General features: G+C 64.6%; 20 protein-coding genes. 19 read left to right on the top strand and 1 reads right to left on the bottom strand.

The window, feature by feature from the left end; genetic code table 11:
• Window positions 1-39 precede the first annotated feature (39 nt).
• The 14 genes from ACEU5R_RS02360 (at window position 40) to ACEU5R_RS02295 (ending at window position 8,088) form a co-directional block, all read left to right on the top strand.
• On the top strand, window positions 40-441 hold the full coding sequence (locus tag ACEU5R_RS02360; protein WP_392408976.1) for a helix-turn-helix domain-containing protein: 402 nt from the start codon (window positions 40-42) through the stop codon (window positions 439-441).
• Window positions 438-821 carry a hypothetical protein gene (locus ACEU5R_RS02355; protein ID WP_033965075.1) on the top strand — a complete coding sequence of 128 codons (384 nt, stop codon included), beginning with the start codon at window positions 438-440 and terminating at the stop codon, window positions 819-821. The genes ACEU5R_RS02360 and ACEU5R_RS02355 overlap by 4 nt, the downstream gene beginning before the upstream one ends.
• A 45-nt stretch (window positions 822-866) precedes the next feature.
• Window positions 867-1,967 carry a phage protease gene (locus ACEU5R_RS02350; RefSeq protein WP_113995591.1) on the top strand — a complete coding sequence of 367 codons (1,101 nt, stop codon included), beginning with the start codon at window positions 867-869 and terminating at the stop codon, window positions 1,965-1,967.
• Between the two features lie 3 nt (window positions 1,968-1,970).
• Window positions 1,971-2,351, top strand: a complete 381-nt coding sequence (locus ACEU5R_RS02345) for a capsid cement protein (RefSeq protein WP_033965077.1) — start codon at window positions 1,971-1,973, stop codon at window positions 2,349-2,351.
• Window positions 2,352-2,376: 25 nt separating this feature from the next.
• Window positions 2,377-3,306, top strand: coding sequence for a major capsid protein (locus ACEU5R_RS02340; protein ID WP_213732116.1), 930 nt, complete (start codon window positions 2,377-2,379; stop codon window positions 3,304-3,306).
• A gap of 10 nt (window positions 3,307-3,316) precedes the next feature.
• Entirely contained in the window at window positions 3,317-3,619 is a 303-nt protein-coding gene (locus ACEU5R_RS02335; protein WP_213732117.1) for a hypothetical protein, read from the top strand.
• A gap of 2 nt (window positions 3,620-3,621) precedes the next feature.
• Window positions 3,622-4,014 (top strand): Gp49 family protein, encoded by a 393-nt coding sequence (locus ACEU5R_RS02330; RefSeq protein WP_213732118.1) that lies wholly within the window; start codon window positions 3,622-3,624, stop codon window positions 4,012-4,014.
• A 326-nt stretch (window positions 4,015-4,340) separates the two neighbouring features.
• Entirely contained in the window at window positions 4,341-4,796 is a 456-nt protein-coding gene (locus tag ACEU5R_RS02325; RefSeq protein ID WP_054893683.1) for a phage protein Gp36 family protein, read from the top strand.
• The gene (locus ACEU5R_RS02320) at window positions 4,796-5,350 is read left to right on the top strand and encodes a Gp37 family protein (protein ID WP_054893682.1); all 555 of its coding nucleotides are present in this window, start codon (window positions 4,796-4,798) and stop codon (window positions 5,348-5,350) included. Before ACEU5R_RS02325 ends, ACEU5R_RS02320 begins: the two co-directional genes overlap by 1 nt.
• A 14-nt stretch (window positions 5,351-5,364) precedes the next feature.
• A complete protein-coding gene (locus ACEU5R_RS02315; protein ID WP_054893681.1) occupies window positions 5,365-5,619 on the top strand; it encodes a hypothetical protein in 255 nt (84 codons plus the stop codon).
• 16 nt (window positions 5,620-5,635) lie between these two features.
• Window positions 5,636-7,087 (top strand): phage tail sheath subtilisin-like domain-containing protein, encoded by a 1,452-nt coding sequence (locus ACEU5R_RS02310; protein WP_033965085.1) that lies wholly within the window; start codon window positions 5,636-5,638, stop codon window positions 7,085-7,087.
• A 29-nt stretch (window positions 7,088-7,116) separates the two neighbouring features.
• Window positions 7,117-7,638 carry a phage major tail tube protein gene (locus ACEU5R_RS02305; protein ID WP_033965086.1) on the top strand — a complete coding sequence of 174 codons (522 nt, stop codon included), beginning with the start codon at window positions 7,117-7,119 and terminating at the stop codon, window positions 7,636-7,638.
• A 2-nt stretch (window positions 7,639-7,640) separates the two neighbouring features.
• Window positions 7,641-7,937, top strand: a complete 297-nt coding sequence (locus ACEU5R_RS02300) for a phage tail assembly protein (RefSeq protein WP_213732119.1) — start codon at window positions 7,641-7,643, stop codon at window positions 7,935-7,937.
• A gap of 7 nt (window positions 7,938-7,944) precedes the next feature.
• Window positions 7,945-8,088, top strand: a complete 144-nt coding sequence (locus ACEU5R_RS02295; RefSeq protein WP_113995585.1) for a GpE family phage tail protein — start codon at window positions 7,945-7,947, stop codon at window positions 8,086-8,088.
• Here the strand turns inward: ACEU5R_RS02295 and ACEU5R_RS02290 are convergent.
• Window positions 8,076-8,366: a hypothetical protein gene (locus tag ACEU5R_RS02290; protein WP_033965087.1), complete on the bottom strand. Its 291-nt coding sequence runs from the start codon at window positions 8,364-8,366 to the stop codon at window positions 8,076-8,078. The two genes, ACEU5R_RS02295 and ACEU5R_RS02290, sit on opposite strands and share 13 nt — an antisense overlap.
• Between ACEU5R_RS02290 and ACEU5R_RS02285 the strand changes: the two genes are divergently transcribed.
• The 5 genes from ACEU5R_RS02285 to ACEU5R_RS02265 are packed head-to-tail and all read left to right on the top strand — an operon-like array spanning window position 8,365 to window position 14,226.
• Window positions 8,365-11,772: a phage tail tape measure protein gene (locus ACEU5R_RS02285; RefSeq protein WP_213732120.1), complete on the top strand. Its 3,408-nt coding sequence runs from the start codon at window positions 8,365-8,367 to the stop codon at window positions 11,770-11,772. The two genes, ACEU5R_RS02290 and ACEU5R_RS02285, sit on opposite strands and share 2 nt — an antisense overlap.
• Complete coding sequence (locus ACEU5R_RS02280) at window positions 11,773-12,387, top strand: phage tail protein (RefSeq protein WP_153574853.1); 615 nt, start codon at window positions 11,773-11,775, stop codon at window positions 12,385-12,387.
• Window positions 12,384-12,617 (top strand): tail protein X, encoded by a 234-nt coding sequence (locus ACEU5R_RS02275; protein ID WP_033965088.1) that lies wholly within the window; start codon window positions 12,384-12,386, stop codon window positions 12,615-12,617. Before ACEU5R_RS02280 ends, ACEU5R_RS02275 begins: the two co-directional genes overlap by 4 nt.
• Window positions 12,614-13,630 (top strand): phage late control D family protein, encoded by a 1,017-nt coding sequence (locus ACEU5R_RS02270; protein ID WP_250134389.1) that lies wholly within the window; start codon window positions 12,614-12,616, stop codon window positions 13,628-13,630. Before ACEU5R_RS02275 ends, ACEU5R_RS02270 begins: the two co-directional genes overlap by 4 nt.
• Window positions 13,627-14,226, top strand: a complete 600-nt coding sequence (locus ACEU5R_RS02265) for a phage baseplate assembly protein V (RefSeq protein ID WP_156343766.1) — start codon at window positions 13,627-13,629, stop codon at window positions 14,224-14,226. The genes ACEU5R_RS02270 and ACEU5R_RS02265 overlap by 4 nt, the downstream gene beginning before the upstream one ends.
• Window positions 14,227-14,245: the final 19 nt, after the last annotated feature.

The raw sequence follows: 14,245 nt of genomic DNA, 5'->3' as shown, positions 1-14,245 counted from the left end.
TTTTACTCATTTGGAGGTTTAATGACTATCGGATGCAGATTGAAAGAGGAGCGAAAGCGGCTCCGTCTAAACCAGACTGATTTCGCGGCGTTGGCCGGGGTGCAGATCAGCGCCCAGACCAACTACGAGAACGACAAGCGGCAACCGGATGCGAAGTACCTGGCCGCTATCGCGGAGGCCGGAGCTGATGTCGGCTACATCACGACTGGCGTGCGCAAGGGCGAGGAACACACCACGCCAGCAGCGCAGTTGCTGCGGATGAAGGTGTTAGCCAGCTTGCTGGCGGATGAGCTGCACAAGCGCGAGACCGGCTTGTCGGAGGTTGGCTTCCATGAGCTACTTGATGAGCTATGGCCGGAGTGGAGTGCCGATGCGACGCCAGAACCGGCGGCGCTGCGCGGGCGCATTGCACACGCATTGAGTGCAAGGGGGGTGAAATGAATTTGAGGGTTGTTTTCGCGTTGGCGGCCTGCGTGGGCCTTGTTGCCTGTGGCGAGGATGCTGACGACGTGCCGCCACCAGAGAAGCGGCAGGTGTCGGTGCTGGTGATGGACACCAGCGCGGCAGAGAATCCCGTGCTGAAGTTCCGGGCCGAAGACGTGGCCTTGAGCGACGTGCTCAAGAAAGTCGGGCCATTGACGAAGTCGCAGACCATCGCGTTGCGCTGCGAAGGCGGCTACAACAAGCAGCCGCCGCTGTATTCCCTCGACTTTGACATCGTCCGTGGCAACGGTGGCGCGACTGAGAACTTGCTGGGCGTTGTGGACACAGCGACCATGCACGAGGTCTGCGTGAAGAAAATGCGGTCGCACAAAAACTAAAAGCCTTTACTGTCTGCCGCCCATGCCGCTCGGCAAAGTGGCGGCATGGACAAAAGCACCGCAAACCGACAAGTAGCAGCGCTGGCCTTCGAGATCGTGCTCGAAGGCCAAGGCGCAACGCGCACCGCTCCTGCCCGGATGCGCGTGATTCCCGATGGGCACTTCGATGCCCTCGACGGCCGCCCCGGCAACATGGAGGGGGTCACGGCCAAGACGTGGTTCCTGGATGCCACGGCCGCCGCTGCCGTCACCGCCACCTTCAAGGCGGGCGGCGTCAAGCTCCCCATCGACTACGAACACCAAACCCTCAAGGCCGCGGAGAACGGGCAACCCGCGCCCGCTGCTGGCTGGATTACCGCGCTGGAGTATTCGCCTGGCGTGGGGATGCTGGCGCATGTGACCTGGACGCCCGCCGGGCGCGCGCACCTGGAGGGCGACGAGTACCTCTACATCTCGCCCATCCTCATCTTCGACGCCGAGACCGGCATGGTGCTCGGCCTGCATAGCGTTGCTCTCACCAACAAGCCCGCGCTCGGCGCGCTGGGCGAGATCACCGCGCTCACCAACGATTCGCTACGCCGACTGCCCGGCTCTGGCAGGACTACCAACGAGGAACCCATCATGGAAAAAACCAAGGTGCTGGTGGCCCTGGGATTGCCCCTGGACACCGGCGACGACACCGCGCTCGCGCAGCTCTCCACGCTGGTGCAGAAAGCCCGCGACCAGGAGCAGCAGATCGCGGCGCTCAAGGCCAGTCAGTTCGACCCGGCCAAGCACATCCCGCTGGACGAACACCAGAAGCTCACCACCGAGCTGGCCGCGCTCAAGTCCACCAGCGACAAGGCCGAACACGAACGCCTGATGACCGCCGCGCTGACCGACGCGCGCATCCTGCCGCCCAACGAAGCCTACTGGCGTGCGCAGCCGCTGGCGGCGCTGCAAGCCTTCCTGAAGGAAGCCAAGCCGCTGGCGGCGCTCAAGGGCACGCAGACCGGCGGCAACCCGCCTGCGGGCGGTGCCGACCTGGACACGAAGGACTCCAACGCCATCGCCCAGGCCGCGCTGAAGTACCAGCAGGAACAGGCCCAGGCCGGTGTCACCGTTTCCACGGCTGCGGCCGTGGCCCACGTCACGAAAGGAGCGTAAGCAATGGGCAATCCCACCCTCATCAAGAACTACACCGCCGAGGGCGACATCGCGGCCTACCGCATCGTCAAGTTCGGCGCGGCCGATGGCGGCGTGGCGCAGGCTGCGGCCAGCACCGACCTGGTCATCGGCGTGAACGCGGAACTGCCCGTGGTCGCGGGCGAGCGCGTGGACGTGGTTCGCGCCGGTCTTGCGGACGTGGAGTTTGGCGGCACCGTGGCGCGCGGCCAGCCGGTCGCGGCGGACGCCAACGGCAAGGCCGTGGTCGCCGCGCCTGCGGCGAACGTCAACGCACACATTATCGGTTTCGCCGAGGTCAGCGCGGTCGCTGGCGACATCGCCCCGGTGTTGCTCGCGCGCGGCGTGTTCCAGGGCGCTGCCTAACCCTCATCACAAATAGGAGATTCACATGGCAATTCGCCCGTTTCCCATCGACCCGAAGCTGACCGCCATCGCCATCGCGTACCGTAACCCGGACGTGGTGCTGATCGCCGACAGCGTCCTGCCGCGCACGCCCACCTCGCAGGAGTTCAAGTGGCTGGAGTACGACCTGGCGCAAGGCTTCACCGTCCCTGACACCCGCGTGGGCCGCAAGTCGGTGCCCAACGAAGTCGAGTTCAAGGCCGAGGAGCGTACCGATAAGGTCGAAGACCACGGCCTCGACGACATTGTGCCGAACGAGGACGTCGAAGCCGACAACCAGGGCGTCGATCCGCTCGGCACGTCCACGGCCTACCTGACCAACCTGGTGAACCTGGGCCGTGAGCAGCGTGTCGCTTCCAAGGTGTTCAACCCGGCCAGCTTCTCGGCCAACAACCAGGCCACGCTGTCGGGCACCAGCCAGTGGTCGCACGATTCGTCCGACCCGGTGGCCTCCATCGGCGACGCGCTCGACTCGCCGATCATCCGCCCGAACATCGCCGTGTTCGGCCAGCAGACCTGGACGAAGCTGCGCCGCCACAAGCTGATCGTGCAGGCCATCAAGGGCACGGCGCAGGGCGCGGGCATGGTGTCGCGCCAGGAGTTCGCGGAGTTCTTCGAGCTGCAAGAAGTGCTGGTCGGCGCGGGCTTCGTCAACCAGGCCAAGAAGGGCCAGGCCGCAAGCATGTCGCGCGTGTGGGGCAAGCACGCGGCGTTCCTGTACCGCGACCGCGCCGCAGGCCCGCAGGCTGGCGTGACCTACGGCTTCACCGCCGCCTGGGGCAACAAAATCGCGGGCAGCATCGACGAGCCGAAGATCGGCCTGACCGGCTCCCAGCGCGTGCGCTCCGGCGAGCGCGTGAAGGAAGTCATCTGCGCCCGCGACCTGGGCTACTTCTTCCAGAACGCCGTGGCGTAAGGGGGCGACGATGGCAAAGAAGGAACCCGTCCAGTTGCCGGAAGGCGAAGGCGACAAGCCGCAGGCCGAAGCCGTGCAGGCCGACACTGTGCAAGCCGATACCGCGCAGACCAGCGCACAACCGGAAGGCCAGGCCCAGGCCGAGCAGAAGGTGAAGCCCGCGCAGGGCGATGCCAAGACAGTCCGGCCCATCGTGCGCGTCGAGCACGATGGCCAGGTCTATGAACCCGGCAGCGATGCCTCGTTCGAGGTCGGCGGCAAGCAACTGCAATCCTTGCTCGACGTGAAGGCGGTCGAGATCGTGAAGGTATGAACATGGAAGCCACTCAAGTGAACGGCCCGCGTGTCACTCCGGCCGATGTCGAAGCGGAAATCGTCAGCGAGTTCTGCTTCACCGCTGCCGATGGCGTGCTCGGCGAATCCCAGCTCGGCACCGCGCCTGCGTCGTGGGTTGGCCTGGAGCGTGTGACGTTCGCCGTGCTGACGTTGCGCAACGGCACCAAGGTGGTCGGCATCAATTACGGTGCTATCGACCCGGCACAGCATAGTGCCGAGCGTGGCCGTACCGAGGCCCGCAAGGACGCCGTGAGCAAGGTCTACGAGTTGCTGGGCTTCCGCCTGCGTGACGAACTGGCCCGCCCAGTGCTGACCGAGGCCGATGCGCTGGCCGACCTCAACGGCACGCCGCGCCCCAGCCGGGCAAGCTGATCTTCCTGCCTCAACGCCACCTGGCCTTCTCCCTGGCAGTTTGCCCGCGTCGTATCCCGGCGCGGGCTTTTTTTCGGCGGCGCGCTGTGCGGCCCTACAAGCCCGCCGTACCCCTGTGGTGCCCCCGTTGTATAGGCCGTGGCGTTTGAGCGCCAGCGAATCGTTCGCAAACGGCCGGGTGCCCCTCTTGATGGTCTACGACTGGCAGCAGGGTGCAGCAGTGGGGACAAACCCTTCGAAACCGGCCGCTTGCCGCCTGCCCACCACCGGGCAAAAACTAAAGACCTTTACTGTCTCTGTGTCGGGGCACTCGGCAAAGTGGCGACATGGACTACGCCACCTTTACTCAACTCACCGAGCGATATGCCGAGCGCGACCTGCGGCTTATCACCGACCCTGACGCGCAGGCTCTGGATGCAGGCCGCGCCGAGCAGGCGTTGGCTGATGCCGCCGCCGAGATCGACGCTTGGCTCGACCGCCGCTACGTGCTGCCCTTGGTAAGCATCAGCGGTGAACCGATGGCCGCGCCGGTGGTGTTGGTGCGCTGCGCGTGCGACATCGCCATTTACCGGCTGCAAACGCTGCGGCCTGCCGACGATATCAAGGATGCCCGCCAACGCTACGAAGACGTAGTGAAGCTGCTCAAGGCCATCGGCTGTGGCGACGTTTCCCTGCCTGGCGCGAAGCTGCGCGCTGACGTGGCCGACAACCCTGCATCGCAATCGGCCGGTATGCCGCAGTTCGGCCAGCCGCCGTCGCTGTTCGGCCGGAGGAACCGCTGATGAGCACGGTCGGTGATCTGGAAAACGCCATCGTGGCCCGCCTGTCTGCGGCGCTCACGCTGCAGGGCCAGGCGCATCCGAAGGTGGATGTGCGTGCCTGGCCGGAGCGCCCACGCGACTACCGCATGGCTCATCCCCACGGCGCGGCACTGGTCATCTATCGCGGCAGCAAGTTCACACACCGCGCGACCGCCGGGCAACTGGTGACCTACGAGGACGAGTTCGAGATGGGGCTGATCTCGCGCACGCTGCGCGAAGCCAATGTTCCAGGTTCGGCGGAGGCTGCCCTAGGCGTCGGCATCTATGACCTGCTCGAAACCTGCCGTGAAGCACTCATGGGGTGGGTACCGCAGTTCGCTTCAGGCCAAGTGCGAATCATCAGCGTCGAGTTCGACGACTACGTCGAGGGCACGTGGGGCTACAGCCTGCGTTTTGCCATTCCCATGACCACCGTGGCCAACCGACCCCGCCCGCCTGGGCCGTGGGGCGTCACCAATGAGGACGCCGCACCGGCGCTCTCCGAACCCGCTGTGCAGCTACCTGAAACCACTTAAACGAAGGAGTGCTTATGTCTCGCTATCTCTACACCGGCCCCGATTCCGCCGTGACGCTCAAGGTGAGCGACGGCAAGGGCAACCTCAACGACCAGGACGTGCTGCTCTGGAACAACCAGGAGGTCGAGCTGCCCGCCGATCACGATCTGGTGCGCGTGCTGGTGCAGAAGGGCCGCCTCACGCCGGTGCAGACCGCGCCGGTGCAGGTCGAACAGCCCGCCACCACTGAACCCACGGCCGCGACCGAGAAGTCGGGCAAGACCAAGTAACTGAAAGGAGATTCCAATGGCTGCAAATTTTCTGCACGGCGTCGAGACCATCGAGATCGACAGCGGCCCGCGCCCCGTCAAGCTGGTGAAGACCGCCGTGGTCGGTATCGTCGGCACGGCGGCGGCCGGGGCAGTAAACACGCCCATCCTCGTCACCAGCGAGAGCGACTTCGCGCAATTCGGCCAGGACATTCCCGGCAGCACCATCCTCAAGGCGCTCAACCGCATCTACAAGCAGAAGGGCACGGTCGCCATCGTTATCAACGTGCTCGACCCGGCCACGCACAAAACCACGCTTGCTGCGCCGGAAACCGTGACTGTTGACCAGGACGGCAAGTTCTCGTTGGGCCATGCCGCCGTGGTGAGTGCCATCACGCTGACCAACTCGGCAGGCTCCACCACCTACATCAAGGACACCGACTACACGTTCGACCCGGCGACCGGCACCGGCCAGCGCATCAGCTCCGGCAGCATCCCTGCGGGTACCGTAGCCGCTCCCACCACGCTGAAGGCGTCGTATACCTACGCGAACCCGACACTGGTGCAGCCTTCGGACATCATCGGCACCATCAATGGGGCGGGCCAGCGCACGGGTATGAAGGCGTTCCGCGACAGCTACCAGCTTTTCGGGTACTACCCGAAGATCATCATCGCGCCGGTGTTCAGCACCCTCAACTCGGTGGCCACCGAACTCGGTGCGCTGATGAACAGCATTCGCGCCTTTGGCTTCGTGACCGCCCCCATCGGCACCACGTTCCAGCAGGCGATCACCGGGCGTGGGCCATCCGGCAGCATCAACTTCAACACCAGCTCGCGCCGCATCGGCCTGTGCTTCCCGCACGTGAAGGACTACGACACGGCGACCGACACCGAAGTGCTGGCCGACCTGGCGACTTATGCCGCTGGCGCGCTCTCGCGCAAAGACCAGGAGAACGGCTACTGGTGGTCGCCCTCGAACACCGAGCTGCTCGGCGTGACCGGCGTGGAAACGCCCATCGACGCGATGATTAACGACCCGAACAGCGAGGCCAACCTGCTGAACGAGGCGGGCATCATCACGGTGTTCAACAGCTACGGCACGGGAATCCGCTTGTGGGGAAACCGCAGTGCGGCCTTCCCCAGCGAGACGCATCCCAAGAACTTCATCAACGTGCTGCGCACGGCGGACGTGATCGCGGAGAGCCTGGAGTACTACACGCTCCAGTACATCGACCGCCCGCTGGACAACGCGCTCATCGACGCCATCGTCGAAAGCTGCAACGCCTTCATGCGCAAGCTCAAGGCAGACGGCGCGATCATCGACGGCAAGGTGTGGTTCGACCCGGCGGACAACGAAACCACGGAACTGGCGGCGGGCCACGTCACGTTCACCTACGACTTCATGCCGCCGACGCCTGCCGAGCGCGTGACCTACAAGTCCATCGTGAACATCGACTACCTCAACCAGTTGGGCACGAAGTCCTCCTGAACATCCAACCAATCTGAAAGGAGCCAATCGTGGCCGGTATTCAAGTAAACACGCTCAACAACGCGAACATCTACATCGACGGCAACAGCCTGTTGGGCCAGGCCGAGGAGTTCAAGCTCCCGGTGGTGAAGTTCAAGATGGCCGAGCACAAGGCCGTGGGCATGGTCGGCGCGATCAAGCTGCCCAGCGGCTTCGAGGCGCTGGAAGGCGAGATCAAGTGGAACTCGTTCTACGCCAACGTGTGGCCCAAGCTGCTCGACCCGTTCACCCCGGTGCAGCTTCAGGCGCGCGGCAGCCTGGAAACCTACACCAGTCAAGGCCGCACCCAACAGGTGCCCTACGTGGTGTTTCTCACCGCCTCGTTTTACGAGGTGCCGACCGGCGACTTCAAGCAGAACGACAAGGCCGAGTTCAGCAGCAAGTTCTACGCGACCTACATCAAGCAGCAGGTCAATGGTGCGGACGTGCTGGAAGTCGATGCGATGGCCAACATTTACAAGGTCGGCGGCGTTGACAAACTCGACCTGTACCGCACCAACATCGGAGGCTGACCATGAGCGACACCACGAAGAACACCGCAGCGCCCGCCAATCCCGCGAGCGTGGATCTGGCAATGCCGCTGGCCACGCCGAACGGTGAGGTCAAGACCATCAGCTTCCGGCGCGGCAAGGCCAAGGACATGGTGGCCGCCCAGCGCATCGAATCCGACCCGGCCCGGCGCGAGCTGGTGCTGATGGCGATGCTGTCCGAGCAGAAGCTCACCGTCGAAGACATCGAGGAGCTGGACTTGGCCGACCTGGCCATCGTCCAGGCGGCATTTCAAAGTCTGTGGATGCCCCGCTCTACCTGATGAAACCTTGTGGGAGGCGTGCGGACTGCTCGCCAAGTGGTTCCACTTCCAGCCCTCGGAAATCTACGAGCTGGAGTGGTGGGACTTTGAGAAGTGGGTGGGCCTGGCGGTGAAGCAGGCCGAGGCCGCCGCAGCGGCTTACCGGACGTAGCCGAGGCGGCGGGCCAGCCAGGCGAACGGAGTGGGAACCAGCAAGGCCAACCAGCGCAGCGGGAGGCAGAGCACCAGACCCAGGACGTAGCCGATGATTCCGCCGCCGATGGCTCCAGGGATGGAGGTCAACAGAAGGCCGAGCACCGTACCCAAGAACGCCAGCAGGTAGCCAACCACCCCGGAGCATTGCGCCCAGGGCAGCGTCATGGCGTCAGCGGTATCGCGTTCCGCTTGAGCGCCTGCTTCCTGCCACGATTTTTGGAGCCAGTCTTTCATGTCGAAGTCGTTAACCCTCGGAATTGTCTTTTCTTCGATGGGAGCCGGTGCTGTTGCCACCACCATCGGGACTGTGGTAGGCCACCTCGGCAGTATAGAAAAAAAGGTGGTAGAGGCCAAATCCAGGATGAAGGAACTTGGCCTGGAAACCGTGGACGCCTTCGCCGTGCAGAAGAAGGAACTGCAACAGGCCAAGGAACAGCTCCAGGCGCACCAGACTGCTACCACGTCCTTGGGCCGTTCCGTGGCGATGGCCCGTATCGAACAGGAAGCAGCTACCGAGTCGCTGCAAGCCTATCGCACCGAACTGGCCGGACAGACTGGCCGAGCCACCGATGAGCAGCGCGTCAAGCTCAAGACGCTGCGCGAGCAGGTCAGCCAGGCCGATAGGAACCTCAAGGAGCTGACCAAGGAGTTCAAGGAAGCCCGCGACAAGGGCCAGGGCATGACCGAGGGTGTGATGCGTCAGACCGAGCGTCTGCAACGGCTGCGCACGGCCCTGGAACAGAATGGCGTGTCCACGCGCAACCTGTCTGAACATCGCCGCCGCATTACCCAGGCCATGCGCAACGAGCAGGCAACGGTGGACAGGCTGACCACCCGCTACGAGAGGCTCAAGGCGGCGCAAAACGCGCAGCAGCAAGCCCGCGCCGACCTCAACTCGCGCTGGGGCGATGCGATGGCGGCCTACGGCACAGCGCGGGCGCTGGGTGCGCCTGTGGGGGCGTTCATCCGCCAGGACGATGCGCTCAACTCGCTCCAGGTCGCCATGATGGACAAGAACGGCCAGGTGGGCGGTACCTACGACGCGCTCAAGCGCCAGGCCATCGAGCTGGGCAACTTGCTGCCGGGCACCACAGCGGACTTCGTCGGCACCGCCCGCGCGCTCATGGAGCAAGGAGTGGCAGTCGAGTCGGTGCTGGGTGGCGGCCTGAAGGCGGCTTCGTACCTGTCGGTTGTGCTGCGGATGCCAACCGAGGAAGCCGGTGAGATGGCGGCCAAGCTGCGCGAAGCCTACAAGCTATCCGACGACGAGTTGACGAAAATGGCCGACTCCATGCAGCGGGCCAAGTTCGCCTTCGGCATGAAGCCGTCCGACCTCATGGCCGCCAGCGCCTACCAGGCGCCCATGCTCAACCAGCTTGGTATCTCCGGCATCGACAACACCAACAAGATGTTGGCCATCCAGGGCATGGCCGCGCAGGTCGGCCTGGAGGGTTCCTCGTTCGGTACTAACTTCTCGATGATGCTCTCGCGGCTGGCCAAGGGGCCGCAGATGATCGAGGACGCCAAGAAAGGCATGAAAGGTCACGCCAAGGGGCTGATGGAGGACGCGGGAATCACCTTCGACTTCTTCGACAAGAAGGGCAATTTCGCGGGCCTCGACCACATGGTCACGGAGCTGGAGAAGCTCAAGACCATCAAGGACAAGCTGGGCGACAAGGCGGCGATGGAAGTGGCCGAGGCCATGTTCGGCGCGGAAGCGGGCCGCCCGGCCATGATTCTGGCCGAGCAAGGCATGGCCGGGTTCCGCGCCGCGCAGGAGCGCATGGCGCAGCAAGCCAGTCTGCAACAGCGCATCGAACGCACCACGCAAAGCAGCAAGAACACAATCGAAGCCTTGGGCGGCTCGCTGGAGAACCTGGGCGCAGCCCTGGCCGGGCCAGTGGTGCAGGCGCTGCACCCACTCATCAATGTGCTGAACACCGCTACCGGCTGGCTGACAGAGTTTGCCGACAGCAACCCGCGCGCCACTAAGGCGCTGGGCTTCCTGGTGCTGGGCCTGGGCGCAGCGATCACCACCTTCTTCGCGCTGGGTGTGGCCATGTCCTTCGGTCGCGTGCTGGTCTCCGGCCTCCAGGTCTTCTCGCTCATGACCCGCATCGGCGGCGGCGCGGCCTGGCTGGGTGGCGTGCTGCGCGGGCCGTTGCTGGGGGCGCTGGGTGTGGCGAGGGTTGCCGTGATTGCGCTGGGCCGCGCCATGCTGATGAACCCCATCGGCCTCATCATCACCGGCATCGCGGCCGGTGCGTACCTGGTCTATCGCTACTGGACGCCGATCAAGGGCTTTTTCCTTGGCCTATGGAGCGGCATCAGGTCGGGTTTCGTGAGTGCCTGGAACGGCGTCACGTCGATTTTCACCGGCATCTGGAACCAGATCACCAGCGCCTTCTCTGGCGGCATCGCGGGCGTGGGCAAGCTGATCGTGAACTGGTCGCCGATGGGACTTTTCTATAAAGCGTTTTCCGGCGTGCTGTCCTGGTTCGGTGTTGACCTGCCGAAGAACTTCACCGACTTCGGTACGAACATCATCAGCGGGCTGACCAACGGCATCAAATCGGCCATTGGCGGAGCGGTCACAGCCATCGGTGACTTCGCCTCCGGCCTCAAGTCGAAGTTCACCAATCTGCTGGGCATCCAGTCACCGTCCAGGGTATTCATGGGCTTCGGCGGCAACATCGGCGATGGCGCGGCGCTAGGCATCCTGAAATCCGTGCCGGGCGTCCAAGGCGCGGCGGGCAGGCTGGCCGGGGTGGCGCTGGCCGGTGCGGTCGCTGCGAGCAACACTGCCGTCGCGGGGGTGAACAGCTCCATCCAGACGCGCCAGCCGGTTGAACCGCCGCGCCTAGAAGCGCCTGCAGCGCAGGTTCTGCGGTTGGTCGCGCCCGCCACCATGCCGCGCGTCGAGCTGCCGCGCATGGGTGTCCCGCGACTGGACGTATCCCAAGCATCCAGCCAGGCGGCGTCGCCTGCACCGATGCCGCAGGCTGCTCCGGCGCTGGCCCCGCAGCCTACCGTTTCCGTGACGGTGCCGCGAATTGAGTTGCCGCGCCTGGAGGCTCCGCGTCAAGCGGATGCCTCGCAACCAGCCAGGCCCGCCGCGCCGGTGGTGATGCCGCAGATGTCTATGCCCCGTGCGGAACTGCCACGCCAGGTAGCTCCGATGCCGATTCAGACGCCGATGGTGTCCATGCCGCCGCTGCCGCGCATCGAGTTGCCACGCTTGGAGCTGCCAGGGCTGAACATGGCAGCGTTGCCTGCGGCGCGGCTTGTCGCGTCTGTGCCGATGCCCCAGGCCAATGCACCCAGCCCGGTGCGTTTCGAGCTACCGCGCTTGGAGTCTCCGATGCAGGCCGCGCAGCCTGTTGTTCCCGCCGCGATGCAACGGGCTGGTGAGGTGAATCAGGTGCTATCACGCCGTGAGAGCGCGCCGAGTACGGCAGCTTCTGCGGGCGTTGGCCAGGGCGGGATGACGATTCACTTTTCGCCCAGCATCAGCGTGGGTGGTGATAACGGCGGCGGCGACGTGCGCGGCCAGGTGCAGGAGGGATTGAAGCTCTCCATGCGCGAACTGGAACAGATGATTCGGCGCTTGCAGGCCGAGCAACAACGGAGGGCGTTCTAAATGGCGATCATGACGCCGGTAGGCAATTTCGGCATGGGCACGGTGGCCCAGATCATCCATGAGCTGACGCGCACTCGCGGCGGCGTGTCGCAGCACGCGCTGCTGGGGGAAATCACCTTCGACCTCATCACTTACTTCGAGGGCATGGAGGCGAACTTCTCGGCGAACTACGCAGAGCACGCGCTCATTGAAGGCAAGCCACGTCTGCAATGGGTGGGAGACAACCTGGACGAAGTGAGTTGGAGCCTGGTGTTCCATGCCGGGTTCTGCGACCCGGAGCTGGAGATGCTCAAACTGCGCGGTGCAATCACGCGCCACGAGGCGTTGCCGCTGGTGTTCGCCAACGGTGATTACAAAGGCTGGTTTGTTCCTACCGATGTGCGTGTGACCACCCGGCAGGTGATGCGCGACGGTACCCTGATCTGGCTGGAGGCCGAGCTGACGCTGCGCGAGTACGTGCGCCCGGTGGTGCTGGTCGAGGAAACCTCCAAGCAGGAACCAGTGGCCACCGAGAAGCCTGACCCGAACGGCCAGGTGAAAAAGCCCGCGCAGACGGTCAACCGTGCGCCCGCGTCCAGGCCCGCCAGTGCGCCGCCAACCAGGAGCGCACGATGACGGCCATCGACTGCATCGAGCACATCACCCAGGCGGGCGAACGCTGGGACACGTTGGCCTGGCGCTACTACGGCGATCCGCTGGCCTACGGCCGCATCATCGCTGCCAACCCCGCGCTAGACATCAGCGCCACTTTGCCTTCGGGCGTGGTGGTGCTGGTGCCGGTACTGCCGCTGACCGAGTCCAGCCAAGCATTGCAGGATGAGGAGCTGCCACCGTGGAAAAGATGAAGGTAGCCACGCCCAAGGTGATTGTGCTCTACGAGAGCAAGGACATTACCGCCCACGTCGCGCCCGCGCTGATCGAGCTGGCCTACACCGACTTCATGGAAGGCGAAAGTGACTCCGTCGATCTGGCGCTGGAGGACGCCGAGCGCCGCTGGCAGGATGCCTGGTATCCACAGCATGGGGACGTGGTGCAGGTGCAGATCGGCTATGCCGGAGAACCGCTGCTGCCCTGCGGCGAGTTTGAGGTGGACGAGGTCGAACTGGATGGCCCCCCGGACGTGATCCGCATCAAGGCGCTGGCCGCTGGCGTGAAGCGCAGCGTGCGGACGCGCAACGGCCGGGCATACGAGAACACTACGCTGGGCGACGTGGCCAAAACCGTGGCCCAGCGCAACAAGCTCAAGCTGACCGGCACGATTGAGCCGGTGAAAATCGCGCGCGTCACGCAGGTGTACGAAACCGATCTGACCTTTCTCAAGCGCGTGGCCGAGAGCTACGGCTATTCGTTCTCGGTACGTGGAGACAAGCTCTGCTTCTTCAAACGGTCGGAACTCAAGGCGGCGGAACCTACCCTGGTGATCCGCCGCCAGGACGTGACCAGCTATCGCTTCCAGGACAAGGTGCGTGGCGTGGTGGCAGCGGCCACGGCCTCCTACCACGACCCCAAGACCAAGCAGGTCAAGAAGGCCACGGTGAAGGATGTCGAGGCCAAGGGCAACCAGCATAGTGCCGATGAGCTGAAGCTCAATGTGCGGGCCGAGAATGAACAACAGGCGCGGCTCAAGGCCGACGCGGCGCTGGACAGGGCCAACGAAGACCAGACCGGCGGCACCCTGGCCATGCCCGGCCAGGTGAAGCTGATGTCCGGGGTGAATGTGCGGCTGGAAGGCTTCGGCAAGATGGATGGCAAGTACACCATCACGCAGGCGCGGCATCGCGTGTCTCGCAGCTCCGGTTATGGCACCGAAGTCGATCTCAAGCGCGTGCGCGACCCGAAGCAAGGAGCGACGGCATGAACATGGCCACTGGCGGCGCGCGCTACAAGCAGGGCATCGTGGCCGAGTCCCGGCCGGGATTTGCCCGCGTGCGTTTCGATGACGTGGACGGCCTGGTCACGGCCTGGCTTCCTCTACTGCATCCCAAGACCCTCGCCGACAAGGTAGTGTGGACGCTGGACGTGGGCGAGCATGTTGGCTGCATCCTGGATGAGTTCATGGAGGACGGCTGCATCCTCGGCGCGATCTACTCTGACGCCGACGCGCCGCCGGTAAGCAGCCCGGACAAGTTCCGGCTCCAGTTCAAGGATGGCGGCTCGGTTGAGTACGACCGCAGCAACGGGGCCATGAACATCGTCTGCAAAGGTGTTGCAAACCTGGTCGCCGATGGTGACGTCACCGTGAAGGCTCCCTCGGTTACGCTGGACACGCCGCAAACTACCTGCACCGGCCAGCTCACGGTCGAGGGGATGCTCACCTACAAGGGCGGCATGGCGGGCAGTGGCGGCAGCGGTGCGGCGGCCACCATCCAGGGCGATGTCCAGGTGGACGGCAACATCAACGCATCGGGCAGCATCATGGATGCCGGTGGTAACTCCAACCACCACTCGCACTGACCCGGCCAGGCCCGGCAGA

Origin of the sequence: Achromobacter sp. 413638, from assembly GCF_043119405.1 — a bacterium.
Taxonomy (GTDB): Bacteria; Pseudomonadota; Gammaproteobacteria; order Burkholderiales; family Burkholderiaceae_B; genus Achromobacter.
This window is presented reverse-complemented; position numbering and strand designations above follow the sequence as displayed.